The sequence below is a fragment of the Pseudomonas sp. RIT-PI-q genome (assembly GCF_001297125.1).
Lineage (GTDB): Bacteria > Pseudomonadota > Gammaproteobacteria > Pseudomonadales > Pseudomonadaceae > Aquipseudomonas.
Map to the genome: position 1 here is coordinate 195,180 of NZ_LHPC01000038.1, position 13,973 is coordinate 209,152.

Here is a 13,973-nt window from a genome sequence, read left to right on the forward strand (position 1 = left end):
GGCGAAAAAACACGGATCAGGTTGTCATTGAAGGCGCTAACCCTGTGCCGCACTGCAACTGTAATCACGATCACTGACGATGCCGCGTTGTCCGCTGTCCAGCGGCAGCGCGACTCTCGGAGCCGGTTGCAGAAACCCCAGCAACGTGTGCTGGGCGTCGTTCCAGGCCGCCGAGTGTTCCATATCGAGGAAGTGCCCGGTGTTCTTGATCGTATGAAACCTCGACTGAGGGGCATGTTTGGCAAACAGCCGAGCGTCTTCCGCCGAGGTGTACTCGTCCCATTCACCGTTGACAAACAGCAGCGGGATTTCGATGGCATCGGCACAGGCGACGTAGCAGTGGGTGTCCTGGGTCAGCACTTCATTGACGTGAAAATGCATCTGCCGGTATTCGTGCTCGGCCAGGTTGCTGACATGACGGTGATTGAAGCGCTTGAACAGCGATGGCAGATGCTTGCCGATCGTGCTGTTGATCAGGTGCCCGATGTTCAGGCGGTCACAGGCCTGGAGATGGTTCAGGCCGCGCTCCAGGTAATCACGCATCGGCGTATTGATCCGCGCCGAGAAAGAATTGATCACTGCCTTCTCGATCCGTCGCGGCCGTTGAGCCAGCGCCAGCAAAGTGGCCGCCCCGCCCCAGGAAAAGGACAGCACATGGTCCACGCGAAAGTGCTCGATCAATGCCAGCAGTATCTGCGCTTCATCTTCTTTTCGAATCGGCTGGTCGTGGAGGTTGTGCAGTCTCGACTGCCCAGCGTAGGGCTGATCGTAGAGAACCACGTTGAACCGTGGTTGCAGGTAACGCACCGTTTGGGCAAAGGACGCGGTGGTCGCCAGTGAGCCGTTGACCAGAATGATGGTCTTGTCAGCGGCAGTGTTGAGATAGTGCTCGGTATAAACCTTGTACTTCTCGCAAATCTCGATAATCGCAGTTTGCGGCATCATGGCATCTCTTCCCTGAACCAATTGGACTGAACGCACAGCGTAAGGGTGCCCGGATGGTTCCCGTGACCGGTAAGTCACTGACAGACCGGCGATTCAGAGTTAAGCAGGGATTTCCCCGTCTGCAAGAACGCAGACGAGTTATTGCGTTGAGCCTCAAGGGTAGAGCAGGCTCGACGTCCTGTAGCAGCTGGCGAGGCCTGCGTTCGGCTGCGAAGCAGTCGTGAACCCTGAGCACGAGGCAGCCCTGAAGGGCCGCATCGCCTGATTTCACGACTGCTTCGCAGCGGAGCGCAGGCTTCGCCAGCTGCTACACGGTAGGCATTGTGGCTGAAAACGGTTACTGCCGAAGCTGAGCCTCGCGCCAATCCCGGGGCGCGTGACCATAGACCTCACGAAAGACTCGGCTGAAGTGCGAAAGGTCATTGAAGCCCCAACGAAAAGCGATGTCGGATATCCGCAACGTGGCGTTGGCCGGGTTCAACAGATCAGCGCTGCAACGTTCCAGGCGACGACGCAACAGGTAGCGCATCAGCGAGGAACCCTCATGTTCAAACAGCTTATTGATGTAACGCGCTGAAAGACCTGTGCCCAGCGAGACCTGTTGGGCATTGAGTGTCGGATCGCGAAGGTTGTCGTTCACAAAGACCTTCACCCGCATCAAGGTCAGCGCCTGGCTGCGAGAGTGCGCAGGGTCCAGGGTTTGCAAGTTGCCCAACGTCAGCGCAATCAGATTGGTGGCCGACTCCGACAACTTGATCATCTCGGCGGCAGAGAACTGGCCAATTTGTGAGGTCACACTCTCCAGGAACATGCGCATGACGCGGCCGACCGGATTGTCCATGGAGACTCGCGTCGCCATCCGGTTTTCCATTCCCACCACCAGTTGATTCAGGCCGGTCCTTGGCAAGCTCACGATGATCTGCCGCCAATCATTGGCAAAGCTCAATTGATGCGGTCGCGTCGCATCATAAATGGCGAAATCCCCGGGCCCGATAATTGCCCTGTTTCCGTCCTGTTCCAACTGCTCGGTCCCCTCGAGCATCAACACCGCAAAGTATTTGTCTTCGTCCCGCGATCTTGGTTGCAGGTGACGACGGTTGACGGCCTGAGCCGCTGCACTGACGTCACTGATGCGCAGTAGCTCGCACTTCTGCGACCTGACTTTGCCGAAGAACGCCGGGTTCGGGACAGCGCCGATTTCAACGTCGGCAAACATCCGCAAAATCATTTCTCGCCAGTAGTCCACTCGCTCGGACGTGGAACCGCTTTGGGTGGCGACGTCGATGTTTTCGCAAGACCAATTGGTCACCGGCACTTGCCTGCCGCCACTCAGGTCAACGGCACTTGCCCCCCATCCCTTCAAGCCCCCTTCCTGTTGCTTACCCATCTGCGAAGCCCCCTTCCTGCGGAAGTGATTTTGGAATGACCCCATACCAGGCACATCCGTGGGCCTAACGAAGCAACCTCTGCATCAAACGTTTTCTCAAACCTTAGAACACTTCTTACCTCACTCCCCGACAGCTTCGCCACCGTCAGCGCCCAAAGGGCCGCCTGAGAAAACTTTTTGTTCCGGCCCAGCCAAGAAGCCGATTCAGCACCGCCGCATCCTTGAGCCAGCGCCGGACGGCAGTGATCTGCGGACACCGTCATCAGTCGTCGCTACCTCACCCGCTTTGGCGGGTGAACACCCCGAGAGGCACGTTCCTTAAATGTCCCCCTACGAAGGGACAATCAACAACAGGCGACAGACAATGAGCAAAGTGAAAGCGTGGCTAGTGCGACAGAAAAAGTCGGTATTGCTGGGGTTGATCCTGATAGGGACATCGTTCGCCACCCTGGCGGTGGAAGTGGCACCGGGTGACTACGAGCAATACCCGATAGGGGCGACGATCGGGGCGGTCTATTACCAGCATGCAACCACCGACTCGTGGCGATCCAACGGCCACCAGGCAATGTCGGATTTCAACCTGACATCCGATATCGGCATTCTGCGGCTGCTGCATGTCTACCAACTCAGCGAGTCGGTCACCATCGACCCGCAGTTCCTGCTGCCGTTCGGTCAGCTTTCCGGCCATGGCAGCGCCTCGGCGCTCGGCGACACCAGCGGCACCGGCGACCTGATCCTGACGGCGCCGATCAAGGTGCTCCTCAACAGCGCTCGAGACACCCTCAGCGCCAACGCCTACCTCTACGTACCCAGCGGCACCTACGACAAGAACGAGCCGATCAACCTCGGTGAAAACCGCTGGAAAGTCGACTTTCAGGGTGCCTACATCAAGCACTTTCTCGACAAATGGGCGGTGGACCTGGTGGGCGATGCGATCTGGTATGGCGACAACGACGCCTACGGCGCCAGCTCCGCGGTGCTCAAGCAAAAAACCTCCTACAGCGCGCAGGTCATGACTCGCTACATGCCGGACCCCGCGACCTCTTTCGCAGTGGGTTTCGGGCAGCTTTGGGGTGGGGAAACCGAGGTTGATCGGGGCGAGCGCGATGATGCGATGCGCACCACCAACATTCGTTTGACTGCCACCAAGTTCGTCACGCCTCAGGATCAGTTCCAGCTGCAGCTAGGCCGGGATCTCTCGGTCGAAAACGGTCCCAAAGAGGACTTTCGCATGAACCTGCGTTATGCGCGGGTGTTTTGACGCCCTTCCCTCCTTCAAACAAGCACCCGCCCACTTGCACCGGTTGCGTGCAGTTGGCTTGCCAATGACCTAAATAAAAAGAGAGCGACGTATGGAATCCGCGATTGATAAACACCTGATGTGCCCTCGGTCTCGTGCCCGTCGGATTGAAGATGACTACACACCGCCTTACCCCGGTTGGGTAGGTCGTGCCGATGGCTCTATCGAGCAAGTGGTCATGGGCTATTTTGGCGTCCAGTCCAAGGGCGAGCTTTACTTGGGTCCCGCCTGCGCGGCGCTGCGCAACATCGTGCAGCGTTTCAGTCTCGTTGACGGACCGGGCCATCACGACATCACTCACTACGTCGACGCCGCCGGCTACGACAACATGATCGCCATCGCCTATTGGGATAGCCCTCAGTCCTTCCTCCGCTGGCAGTCCAGTGAACCGGTCTCGCAATGGTGGGACAGCGACGACCTGGGCAGCGACGGCCTGGGTTATTTCCGGGAAATCCTGACCCCGGGCGTCGAACGCTTTGAAACCTTCTTCGCCATGCCCGATGACCTGGAAGGGGTCGGTGTGGTGATGGGTTCGCGCAGTGACGACATTCAGGAGCACGGCTACTGGGGCTCAATGCGCGACCGAATCCCTTTATCCCAGACCGACTCCATGTCCCCAAGCGGCCAGCTTGAGGCCACCCTGGCTTCACGTCGAAAAGTGATCAAGGGCCACGAGAATCTGGTGGTCATCCGTTCAGGCCAGGACTGGAGTGAAACCGAAGGCACCGAACGTGACCTGTACCTGAACCAGATGGAACCGGCGCTGCGAGCCGGCATGGAATTCCTGCGCGATGACGGCTTGCCAGTGGGCTGTTACAGCAACCGTTACATGCAGCATCTGAACGCCAACGGGCAACGGCTGGAGAAAACTTTTTCAGTCAGCCACTGGCGCTCTCTCGCGCACCTGGAGCGCTGGTCCGAATCCCATCCGACGCACATCGAGATATTTGGCACCTTCATGAAGATCGTTCAGGAACTGGGGGGCGAGCTCAAGTGGAAGGGTTATCACGAGGTCAGCGTGCTGCGCGCCGAAGATCAGCTTTACGAGTACATCAATTGCCATGCCGAGACCGGCCTGATGCAGCACAGCTGAGACCCGGCATCGTCTAGAGGATAACGATCATGAACGACCATTCCCGTCACGCTCAGGCCTCGGCTGCCGTACGCGCCGTCGCCCTGAAAAACGCCCTTGAGGAACGCGCATTGGTTCCCGAGGGGTATGTCGAGAATTTCACCGAGATCATGCAAAACGATTTCGACCCGGCCAATGGCGCACGCGTCGTCGCCAGGGCCTGGGTCGATCCGCAGTACCGCGAATTGCTACTGAGCGATGGCACCGCGGCTTGCGCGCAGTTCGGTTACACCGGCGTACAAGGTGAGTACATCGTGGCATTGGAAAATACGCCAGCCCTGCAAAACGTCATCGTCTGCACCTTGTGCTCGTGCACGGCCTGGCCGGTCCTCGGCCTGCCACCGGACTGGTACAAAAGCTTCGAATACCGCTCCCGCGTCGTGAGGGAGTCGCGAACGGTGCTTCGCGAGATGGGCCTGGACTTGCCGGACGAGGTCGAAATCCGGGTCTGGGACACCAGTGCGGAAACCCGCTACATGGTGCTGCCCTTCCGCCCGTCCGGCACCGAGGACTGGACCGAAGAACAGCTCGCCGCGCTCGTCACCAAGGACGTGCTGATCGGCATCGCACGCCCCGGCTCCCCCTCCCACCAGCCGCGAGTGAAGCAATGATGGATGGCATCCATGATTTGGGCGGTGTCCAGGGATTTGGGCGCGTGCAGCACAGCGCCAACTCGCTGAGTTACAAACCGGTGTTCCATGAAGACTGGGAACACCTTGGCTACAGTCTCCTGTTCCTCGGTGCCGGGGAGCTGGGACTGTTCAATGTGGATGAGCTGCGCCACGCGATCGAGCGAATGGAGCCGAGGCAATACCTCGTGTCCAGCTACTACGATCGAATTATCGTGGGTGTCGCGTCGCTGTTTGTCGAAAAAGGCGCCATCACCCGACAGCGCCTTGAAGAACTCGCCGCCGGTGCATACCCGTTGGCGCTGCCGCTCGGGCCCGGGCGCGCGGCCAACCCGCCAGCCATCCCGTTCCAGCGCGGCGAACGGGTACGCGTGCGCGACGAGTACGTCGACGGTCATGTGCGCATGCCCGGCTATGTACGGGGCAAGTACGGGGTTGTGGTGCACCGCACGACGCATGAATGGCCGTTTCCCGACACCGTCGGTCATGGCCTGCCCAGTGCCAGCGAGCCGACTTACCACGTGCTCTTCACCACCCACGAACTGTGGGGCGATGCCGCAGACACGGGCACCGTGGTGGTGGACTTGTTCGGCAGCTACCTGCTCAAGGCCTGAAAACTCCACTTTCAATTGGGTCAGCAGCCAAAACGCGACCCCTGTAGCAGCTGGCGAAGCCTGCGTTCGGCTGCGAAGCAGTCGCAAATCCGGATTGCGCGGTGGGTCTGACGCACCGCATGGGCTGACTTTACGACTGCTGCGCAGCCGAACGCAGGCTTCGCCAGCTGCTACAGGGTCGTGTTTTGGCTGCTGACCCATTCATTTGGCTCCAGCAGCGGGCTTCCCTTTTACAGCGAGGACACAAAATGTCTGTTACTCGACCCAACACCGACGAACTCGGGGTGATTGCCAACAGCCTGGGCATTCACCTGACGGCCAGACAACTCGACGATTATCAGTGCGTACTGCAGGCCAATTTCGACGCCTATGACGTGCTCGACCAGCAGGCCGACTTCCTTCCGGAGGTTGTTTACCCACGGTCGCCCGGTCACGTTCCGAGCGCTGCGCAAAACCGTCTCGGCGCGTGGCAGTGCCAGGCGCACATCCAAGGCAACAGTGCAGGGCCGCTATCTGGAAAAACGCTGGTCATCAAAGACAACATTGCCGTCGCCGGCCTGCCGATGCTCAACGGATCATTTACCCTCGATGGCTATCGGCCCGAGGTCGATGCGACGGTCGTGACACGCCTGCTGGATGCCGGCGCCAGCGTCGCGGGCAAGGCTGTCTGTGAGGCCCTGTGCTTTTCCGGGGGATCGCACACGTCGGCCAGCGGTCCGGTGCACAATCCGTTGCGCCCGGGCTACTCCGCTGGCGGTTCGTCCTCAGGGTGTGCAGCGTTGGTCGCCGCCGGTGAAGTCGATTTGGCGGTGGGCAGCGATCAGGGCGGATCGGTGCGCATCCCCGCCTCTTTCTGTGGCGTGTACGGGGTGAAACCGACCCACGGCCTGGTGCCGTATACCGGCGCCATGCCGATAGAAAGGACCCTCGATCATCTGGGCCCCATTACCCGGACGGTGCAGGACAACGCCCTGATGCTCGAAGCAATGGCCGGCGTCGACGGGCTCGATCCGCGTCAATTGGCCGGGACCCGAACAGCACGCTACACCGAGGGTCTGTCGCGGGGCATTACGGGGCTGAAAATAGCGGTGCTCAAGGAAGGCTTCGGCCATGCCAACGCTGAGAGCGATGTCGACCAGGCGGTGCGTCAGGCCTGCGAAGTATTCCGCGCTCAGGGCGCGACGGTCGAAGAAGTGTCCATGCCCATGCACCTGTTGGGTCCCGCCATCTGGCTGGCGATCGCTGCCGAAGGCGCCACCCGGCAAATGATGCAGGGCAACAGCCACGGCTTCAATTGGCGGGGACTCTACCTGACCGACATGATGGAGCACCATGCGAGCTGGCGACATCGAGCGGATGAGCTACCCGATACGGTCAAGACCACGATGATCCTGGGCGAGTATTTCAGCCGCCACTACCATGGGCGCTTTTACGGCAAGGCGCAGAATCTCGGACGCAAGTTGCGTCTGGCTTACGACGAGATACTGACCCGTCACGATCTGCTGCTCATGCCCACCCTGCCCCTCAAAGCCACGCCACTACCGCCAGCCGATGCGCCACTGGCGGATTACCTGGGGCGCAGTTTCGAGATGCTCGCCAACACCTGTGGCTTCGATGTCACCGGGCACCCGGCCCTGTCACTCCCCTGTGCCACACGCGAAGGCTTGCCGATCGGTTTGCAGTTGGTGGGCAAACATTTCGCCGAAGCCGACCTCTATCGTGCGGCCTATGCCTTCGAGCAGAACGCTGACTGGAAGGTCTGTTAAATCGACGACACCCCCGACGTGAGTCGCATCACGTCGGGGCCCTGCCCTATTCGTTGTTGAATGCAAAGTATCGATCACTGGTAGTGACTCGCGAGTTCGGCCACCTGTCCCACCAACAACAGCCGTCGATCACTGTCCTGAACACCGCGAGCGAGTGGGCGTTGATCGCAAGCGCCAAGAACAAAAACCAACCTGGCCTGAACAGCATGCATCCGCAAAGACAAACCCTGCACAACGAACTGCACGCGCGCCCGTCACTGTATTTCGACGAGCCGGCCCATGTGTTTCATCTGGCCTTTCTCGGCGGCGAGCAAGCGTGCAATACGCTCCTTCAGGACTGCTGCCCTGCCACCTTCGACCTGAGTGCCGCCCAAGGCATTACCCAACTCGATGGCCACGCACTGAAGTGGGAACGCCACGCCGAGTTCTTCACCCTCACCCTCGTCGTCACTTCATCCAGCGATGATCTGTCCTGGACATCACTGCCAGAGGTGCTGGCGCAAAAGGTCGAAGCGTATTTGCCGCAGCTGATCAACTCGGTGCAGATCGTCGTGCGTGGCGAAGCCGGCCTGGACATCGCCGGCTACGGTTTCAAGGACCCGTGCGGTTCCTGCGTGGGCGGTGGCGATGCGGTGGTCTGGAGCGATTTTCGACTTTGCGAAGACGGCAGCAACCACTTGCTGTTCATCAACCGACGCCTCAATGCCTATCGCCAAGGGCGGATGATCCGCCGTCTGCTGGAGATCGAGACGTACCGCATGATGGCCTCGCTGTCGTTGACCACGGCCAAGACCTTGAGCGCGCAACTCGATGGCTTTGACAAAACCCTGGTCACCCTCTCCGAGCGCAATGCCCACGCCAACGGCGGCAACGCAAAAGCCCTGCTGGCGGACATCTCCAACCTTTCCGCCCAAGTGGTCAGCAGTACCGCGAAAACCCGCCACCGCTTCAGTGCCACTCAGGCCTATGCCCAGTTGGTGTACGAGCGCCTTGGCGAATTGCGCGAAAGTCACGTCGGCGATTGCCAGCGCCTCGGGGTGTTCATCGAACGCCGCTTCAAACCGACCGTCAGGTACTGCACCGCCACCGAACAGCGCCTGGAGCACCTGGCCGAAAGCGTGGCCAACCTGGGCGACCTGTTGCAAGCCCGGGTTCAGGTAGAAATGGAAGAACAGAACTCGGAAATTCTCAAAAGCCTGAACGCCCGCGCCGACGCCCAGATCAAGATCCAGCGCGCGGTGGAAGGCCTGTCGATTATCGCCATCACTTACTACCTGCTTAACCTGCTGAAGCTCGGCTATTCAGGGCTGCACCTGCTCGGCGTCGACATATCCCCGCGAGAGGCCATGCTGGCCATGACGCCGCTGGCGATCGCCATCCTTGCGCTGATTGTGATGCGGATCAGGAAAGTCAAAGGGCACTGATGTCGCGGTTGCTCAAAGCATGTGCCCCGCCCAAATCTTGCGATTGACCAGATCGCTGGCGATCTCGATGAACGCATCCCCGACAAACTTGGCGGCCGGGCTGACTCGTCTGTCCGCGGGAAAGACCTGGACCAGTTTGCGCATGGGAACGGGGTCAACCAGTGGCGCGGCACTGAGCACGCCCGATTCGATTTGCGTGTAAATCGATGCCAACGGCAACGCGGTAAAACCGAATCCATTGCGGACCAGGTCGATCATCGCGCCGAAGGAGTCCGCTTCGACGCTGGTCATGAGCTTGATGCCGACTTCACGCGCGCAATTATCCAGAATCACGCGAAGGCTGTGTCGAGCGCTTGGCAACACCAATGCCTGTTCGGCCAAAGACTCGAACGATACCGGCGTATCGATGCGCAGGTTGGCGCTGGCGGGCCCGACCAGCAGCAGGTTTTCCATCATCACCGGCACGATACGCAGCGTATGCAGGGGTTGGGGATCGTAAGAAATCGCCAATTCCAGCTCGCCACGCTGAACCCAATCCAGCAGGTAGCCACTGAAGGCCGAGGAAAACCTGACGGCGAGACTCGGATGCGCCTCTTTGATCTTGCGCACCAGCGGCACGGTGACAATTTCCGCAACCGTCGGCGTCGTACCGATGACCACCATGCCGCGAAAAGAAGACTTTCCGCCCACCACCGAGCTTCGAATGGACTCCATTTCCTCCATGATTCGGGTGGCATGCGCCAGTACCTCACGGCCGGCATCGGTAATCTCCATGCCTCGCCCGTGTCGATCGAACAGGTAAGTGCCGAGCTCTTTTTCCAACAGTCGAATTTGTCGGCTCAGGGCCGGTTGTGCAATGTGAAGCCGGTCGGAAGCCTTGCTGAGACTGCCGAGTTCGGCCACATGAATCAGGGTTTTGAGTTGAACGACATCCATTACCAGGCCAGTCAAAGTCGGGCTCGGCGCGATATGTGCCGAAGGTAGTGAGAGTGTAAACGCATTAGCGACCCTTGCAGTGCCACAGGACCCGCGCCGCATTGAACCTGATGCGTTGGGTCCCGGCTGTATCCCTCAGCGCCTCGGGGCTGTACGACAAGCTATAGAATTTTGCTATATCAGTTAGGCCTGTCTGACGACTTATTTCGCTCCCCACTCTGAGGTAGCGTGCAATCAACGTCAGCGCCTGGAGCGCTCGACTTACTACAAGAATAAGATTCGAGGGCTTGCGCCATGATTGACAACGTTTCTCCTGACTCGACCTGTCCCGTTTACCCTGGCAGCGAACAACTGACCTCTCGCGTTCATCCCCCCTCTTCACCTGCACCGTCCATCTACGGGCCAACGTTACTGCGTTGAGCAGATCAACCCATCGAGTCAGCAACGTCGGACACGCCTCAGCGTGCGCCTCGTAACGTCTCGCCTTGAAGAAAGGGTGAACACCATGTCCGCATCAACAACAACCTCAACAGACCACACCGCCAAGACCGGCCCGAACCGGGTCAAGGCCATCATGGGCGCCTGCTCCGGCAATCTGGTGGAGTGGTACGACTTTTTCATCTACGCCTATACCGCCATTTACTTCGCGGCGTCGTTTTTCCCCAAAGGGGATACCACCAGCCAATTGCTCGCCACCGCCGGGGTCTTCGCCGTCGGCTTTTTCATGCGCCCGCTGGGCGGCTGGATTTTCGGCTGGATTGCCGATACTCGCGGCCGCAAGGTCTCGATGATTATCTCGGTGTTCATGATGTGCGCCGGTTCACTGCTGATCGCGATCATGCCGACCTACGACACCATCGGTATGGCCGCGCCGGTTTTACTGGTCGTCGCGAGACTGATCCAGGGCTTGTCTGTCGGCGCCGAATACGGCACCGGTGCCACGTACATCAGTGAAATCGCGACCCCCGGTCGTCGCTGTTTCTATGGCTCGTTTCAGTATTTCACCATCATTGCCGGGCAGCTGTTGGCCTTGATGACCGTGGTGATTCTTCAGCAAACCCTGACCGGTGAGGAGTTGCGCGAATGGGGCTGGAGGATTCCGTTTTTTATCGGTGCCCTGAGCTCGATTGTTGTGGTGTACCTGCGACGCGCAATGCATGAAACCGCCACCAAAAAAGACATGAGCCGTAAAGATGCCGGCTCGCTGCGCGGTATGTTCAAACACAAACGCGCCGTCGCCCTGGTGCTTGCGTTCACCATCGGCGGTTCGCTGTACTTCTATACCTTCACCACGTACATGCAGAAGTTCCTGGTGATCTCTGCCGGTTTCAGTCCGGAAACGGTGAGTTTCATCATGACGGCGTCCCTGATCGGCTTCATGTTCTGCCAACCGCTGTTTGGTTTGCTCGCCGACCGTATCGGGATCAAGGCGCACATGCTGATGTTTTCCGGACTGGCCATGGTCCTGGTGATCCCCCTGCTCTATTCGTTGCAGTCGGTGAGCAGTCCGTTTACGGCGTTCCTGCTGGTGTTTGGGGGCCTGGCCATTGCGTCGCTCTACACCCCGATTGCCGGGATCGTCAAAGCGGAATTGTTCCCGCCTGCGGTGCGGGCATTGGGCGTGGGCTTTCCGTACGCCGTCGGCAATGCGGCTTTCGGCGGGACTGCTGAATACGTCGCCTTGTCGCTTCGTTCGCAGGGTATCGAGGAGTATTTCTTCTTCTACGTCGCGGCGATCGTGACCATCACCTTCATCGCCTCGATGCTGATGCCGAACCTGTCGCGCTATGGGTACATCAGCGGCTCCGGTGAAATCGAAGAGCGCACCGGTTTGAAGGGTTACGCAAAGTCGAACGCTGCGAGGGCTTGAGGCGCTGACGATTACCGCAGGTATTTGCGAGGGCACTTGGAGATCCATGGGCCCTTTTTTCATCATGGCGTAGCCGATGCGCAGACGGCCTGGAAATCGACGATCTGTTGCCACATCGCGATGGGATTGGAATACATCGGGAAATGCCCGCAACCGGCAATCGGCGCCAGCCGAACCCCATGGGCCTGGATATGCGGCAGGTAGGACAGTGATGCGTTCTGTTCGCCGTACATGAACATCCGTGGACATTTCAAGCCAAGGAATTTGCCCATCAGGTCGGCGTTATCGGAGAGGTCGACCATCGACTGGAAGATCCCTCGCACCGCACCGGCCCGCACCTTGTGTCGCAAACTCGCGGAATAGAGCGCACTGGCAAAGGCTGGGGCCTGCCGGGCACGTTCGATGAAGGCGGCGAAAAACGCCTCTGGATCGTGGCTCGGATAGTCGACGATCTGCCGACTGAGGAAGCAGTCTTCCGGGGCAATATTGCCCTCGATATCGACGAAGCTGAGCACCCGGTCAGGGAACTGATGGGCCAGCAGCAGCGCGGTCAGCCCGCCCATGGAATGGCCGACCAGATGGAAGCGTTCAACGCCAAAATGCTCCAGCACCCGCAGCGCCGTCTGCAGCAGAAAGGGTATGGATATTCTGGAAAGATCACTGCACTGGCTTTCACCGCAACCCGGAGCGTCAAAAGCAACGAACGGGTGATCGGCCAATGCAGGCTGCTGCACGATGTCGGCATAGTCCTCTTTGGTCGAACCAAAGCCATGCAGGAACACAATCGGCGCCAGGATGCCGTCGCGATGGAGGGCGGCCACGTTCAACGAGACACCCTCCACTGTCAGAGGGAGTTGCACGTGAGTGAACGTTTTTGCTGAGGGCACGTTGTTGCCTCCTTGAACGAAAAGGTTGCGCCGGGCCTGGGTTGCCGGCAGCCGGGCAGGCAATTTCAGGGAAATCGGCTGTTCTGTACATTCCTGATTGAGGAAGGCTTTCATACGCCAAACCTATCAACCGACGTTCAAGCACAATCCCCGGGTTAACTCACGCCTTGGCGCGGAAGCGGGCAACGACGTCCTCCACCACCGGATTGGGCCGATCTGCATTCCAGGCCACTGCCGTGGTCACGACATTGAGCTTCTGGCTCAGCGCTCGAAACACCACATTGTCCGGCGCCAGTTTTTTCAGTGAGGCCGGCACCAGTGCGATGCCTTGGCCATAGCTGACAAAAGCGATTTGCGAGGCAACGGATCGCACTTCATGCAGTACGCGAGGGGAAAAGCCGCTGGCGCGACACGTAGCAATGAGATTGTCGAAATAGACCGGGCTGACCTTTCGGGAAAACATCACCAACGGCTCGTTGGCCAGACTGGACAGGCTGATTCGTGTGCGTGAGGCCAAGGGATGATTGCTGGGCAGCGCCACCACCAGACGGTCCTCCAACAGCGGAAGTGAACTGATCGATGTACCCAAATCACCGTCGAGCCGGGCGAAGGCCAAATCGATGTCCCCCGCTTCCAGCGCCGGAACGGCTTCGACGCTGTCGATTTCCCGCACGGATACCGTCAGATGCGGGTAATCGCTTTTCAATTGCTCGATCAAACCCGGCAAGACATCGAACATGGCCGTGGAAATCGCACCAATGGTCAACATCCCCGACTGCCCCGCCACCGCCTCCTCCACGGCGAGTTCCAGCCGCTCCAGTTGGTCGGCGAACTTGCGCACGGCCGGCAGGATTGCCGCGCCGACGGGCGTCAGTTTGGCCCCGCGCCGCGAACGGTCGAACAGCTTGACCTTGAGCGCCTGTTCCAGCACCTGGATCTGCTCGCTCAGCGGTGGCTGGGACATGCCCAAACGCTTGGCCGCACGGCCGAAATTCTGTTCTTCGGCCACCGCCAGGAACAACCAGAGGTGACGAATCAGGCGAAAATTGATCATGATCAATCCATAGGTTTAGCGTATCTAAC

The 13,973-nt window shown here is 59.4% G+C and carries 12 protein-coding genes; 7 read left to right on the top strand and 5 right to left on the bottom strand.

Annotation, left to right across the window (positions count from 1 at the left end; translation table 11 throughout):
* Positions 1 to 36: 36 nt before the first annotated feature.
* Both AEQ67_RS20235 and AEQ67_RS20240 read right to left on the bottom strand, forming a co-directional pair.
* Entirely contained in the window at positions 37 to 945 is a 909-nt protein-coding gene (locus AEQ67_RS20235; protein WP_059405602.1) for an alpha/beta fold hydrolase, read from the bottom strand.
* Between the two features lie 337 nt (positions 946 to 1,282).
* A complete protein-coding gene (locus AEQ67_RS20240; protein ID WP_236710386.1) occupies positions 1,283 to 2,332 on the bottom strand; it encodes a helix-turn-helix domain-containing protein in 1,050 nt (349 codons plus the stop codon).
* A 364-nt stretch (positions 2,333 to 2,696) separates the two neighbouring features.
* Between AEQ67_RS20240 and AEQ67_RS20245 the strand changes: the two genes are divergently transcribed.
* From AEQ67_RS20245 to AEQ67_RS20270, 6 genes are all read left to right on the top strand, one after another.
* On the top strand, positions 2,697 to 3,593 hold the full coding sequence (locus AEQ67_RS20245; protein WP_082377924.1) for a transporter: 897 nt from the start codon (positions 2,697 to 2,699) through the stop codon (positions 3,591 to 3,593).
* A 91-nt stretch (positions 3,594 to 3,684) separates the two neighbouring features.
* Positions 3,685 to 4,725 carry a phenylacetaldoxime dehydratase family protein gene (locus tag AEQ67_RS20250; RefSeq protein ID WP_059405603.1) on the top strand — a complete coding sequence of 347 codons (1,041 nt, stop codon included), beginning with the start codon at positions 3,685 to 3,687 and terminating at the stop codon, positions 4,723 to 4,725.
* A gap of 29 nt (positions 4,726 to 4,754) precedes the next feature.
* Complete coding sequence (nthA, locus tag AEQ67_RS20255; protein ID WP_059405604.1) at positions 4,755 to 5,375, top strand: nitrile hydratase subunit alpha; 621 nt, start codon at positions 4,755 to 4,757, stop codon at positions 5,373 to 5,375.
* The gene (gene nthB, locus AEQ67_RS20260) at positions 5,375 to 6,007 is read left to right on the top strand and encodes a nitrile hydratase subunit beta (protein ID WP_059405605.1); all 633 of its coding nucleotides are present in this window, start codon (positions 5,375 to 5,377) and stop codon (positions 6,005 to 6,007) included. The genes nthA and nthB overlap by 1 nt, the downstream gene beginning before the upstream one ends.
* A gap of 248 nt (positions 6,008 to 6,255) precedes the next feature.
* The gene (locus AEQ67_RS20265) at positions 6,256 to 7,773 is read left to right on the top strand and encodes an amidase (RefSeq protein WP_059405606.1); all 1,518 of its coding nucleotides are present in this window, start codon (positions 6,256 to 6,258) and stop codon (positions 7,771 to 7,773) included.
* Positions 7,774 to 7,979: 206 nt separating this feature from the next.
* Positions 7,980 to 9,197, top strand: coding sequence for a DUF3422 domain-containing protein (locus AEQ67_RS20270; RefSeq protein WP_059405681.1), 1,218 nt, complete (start codon positions 7,980 to 7,982; stop codon positions 9,195 to 9,197).
* 12 nt (positions 9,198 to 9,209) lie between these two features.
* On the opposite strand, the gene AEQ67_RS20275 is transcribed toward AEQ67_RS20270, so the two are convergent.
* Complete coding sequence (locus AEQ67_RS20275) at positions 9,210 to 10,133, bottom strand: LysR family transcriptional regulator (RefSeq protein WP_059405607.1); 924 nt, start codon at positions 10,131 to 10,133, stop codon at positions 9,210 to 9,212.
* Positions 10,134 to 10,638: 505 nt separating this feature from the next.
* On the opposite strand from AEQ67_RS20275, the gene AEQ67_RS20280 reads away from it, so the two are divergent.
* A complete protein-coding gene (locus AEQ67_RS20280; protein WP_059405682.1) occupies positions 10,639 to 12,003 on the top strand; it encodes an MFS family transporter in 1,365 nt (454 codons plus the stop codon).
* Positions 12,004 to 12,065: 62 nt separating this feature from the next.
* Here AEQ67_RS20280 and AEQ67_RS20285 read toward each other — a convergent pair whose 3' ends face one another.
* Both AEQ67_RS20285 and AEQ67_RS20290 read right to left on the bottom strand, forming a co-directional pair.
* Positions 12,066 to 12,890 carry an alpha/beta fold hydrolase gene (locus AEQ67_RS20285; protein ID WP_059405683.1) on the bottom strand — a complete coding sequence of 275 codons (825 nt, stop codon included), beginning with the start codon at positions 12,888 to 12,890 and terminating at the stop codon, positions 12,066 to 12,068.
* A gap of 160 nt (positions 12,891 to 13,050) precedes the next feature.
* On the bottom strand, positions 13,051 to 13,944 hold the full coding sequence (locus AEQ67_RS20290; RefSeq protein ID WP_059405608.1) for a LysR family transcriptional regulator: 894 nt from the start codon (positions 13,942 to 13,944) through the stop codon (positions 13,051 to 13,053).
* Positions 13,945 to 13,973: the final 29 nt, after the last annotated feature.

What these genes read in the sequence shown, in the direction of transcription:
- AEQ67_RS20265 (WP_059405606.1), top strand. Translation starts at nt 6,256, where the DNA reads ATGTCTGTTACTCGACCCAACACCGACGAACTCGGGGTGATTGCCAAC.
- AEQ67_RS20275 (WP_059405607.1), bottom strand. Translation starts at nt 10,133, where the DNA reads ATGGATGTCGTTCAACTCAAAACCCTGATTCATGTGGCCGAACTCGGC.
- AEQ67_RS20250 (WP_059405603.1), top strand. Translation starts at nt 3,685, where the DNA reads ATGGAATCCGCGATTGATAAACACCTGATGTGCCCTCGGTCTCGTGCC.
- nthA (WP_059405604.1), top strand. Translation starts at nt 4,755, where the DNA reads ATGAACGACCATTCCCGTCACGCTCAGGCCTCGGCTGCCGTACGCGCC.
- AEQ67_RS20235 (WP_059405602.1), bottom strand. Translation starts at nt 945, where the DNA reads ATGATGCCGCAAACTGCGATTATCGAGATTTGCGAGAAGTACAAGGTT.
- AEQ67_RS20270 (WP_059405681.1), top strand. Translation starts at nt 7,980, where the DNA reads ATGCATCCGCAAAGACAAACCCTGCACAACGAACTGCACGCGCGCCCG.
- AEQ67_RS20290 (WP_059405608.1), bottom strand. Translation starts at nt 13,944, where the DNA reads ATGATCAATTTTCGCCTGATTCGTCACCTCTGGTTGTTCCTGGCGGTG.
- AEQ67_RS20240 (WP_236710386.1), bottom strand. Translation starts at nt 2,332, where the DNA reads ATGGGTAAGCAACAGGAAGGGGGCTTGAAGGGATGGGGGGCAAGTGCC.
- AEQ67_RS20280 (WP_059405682.1), top strand. Translation starts at nt 10,639, where the DNA reads ATGTCCGCATCAACAACAACCTCAACAGACCACACCGCCAAGACCGGC.
- nthB (WP_059405605.1), top strand. Translation starts at nt 5,375, where the DNA reads ATGGATGGCATCCATGATTTGGGCGGTGTCCAGGGATTTGGGCGCGTG.
- AEQ67_RS20245 (WP_082377924.1), top strand. Translation starts at nt 2,697, where the DNA reads ATGAGCAAAGTGAAAGCGTGGCTAGTGCGACAGAAAAAGTCGGTATTG.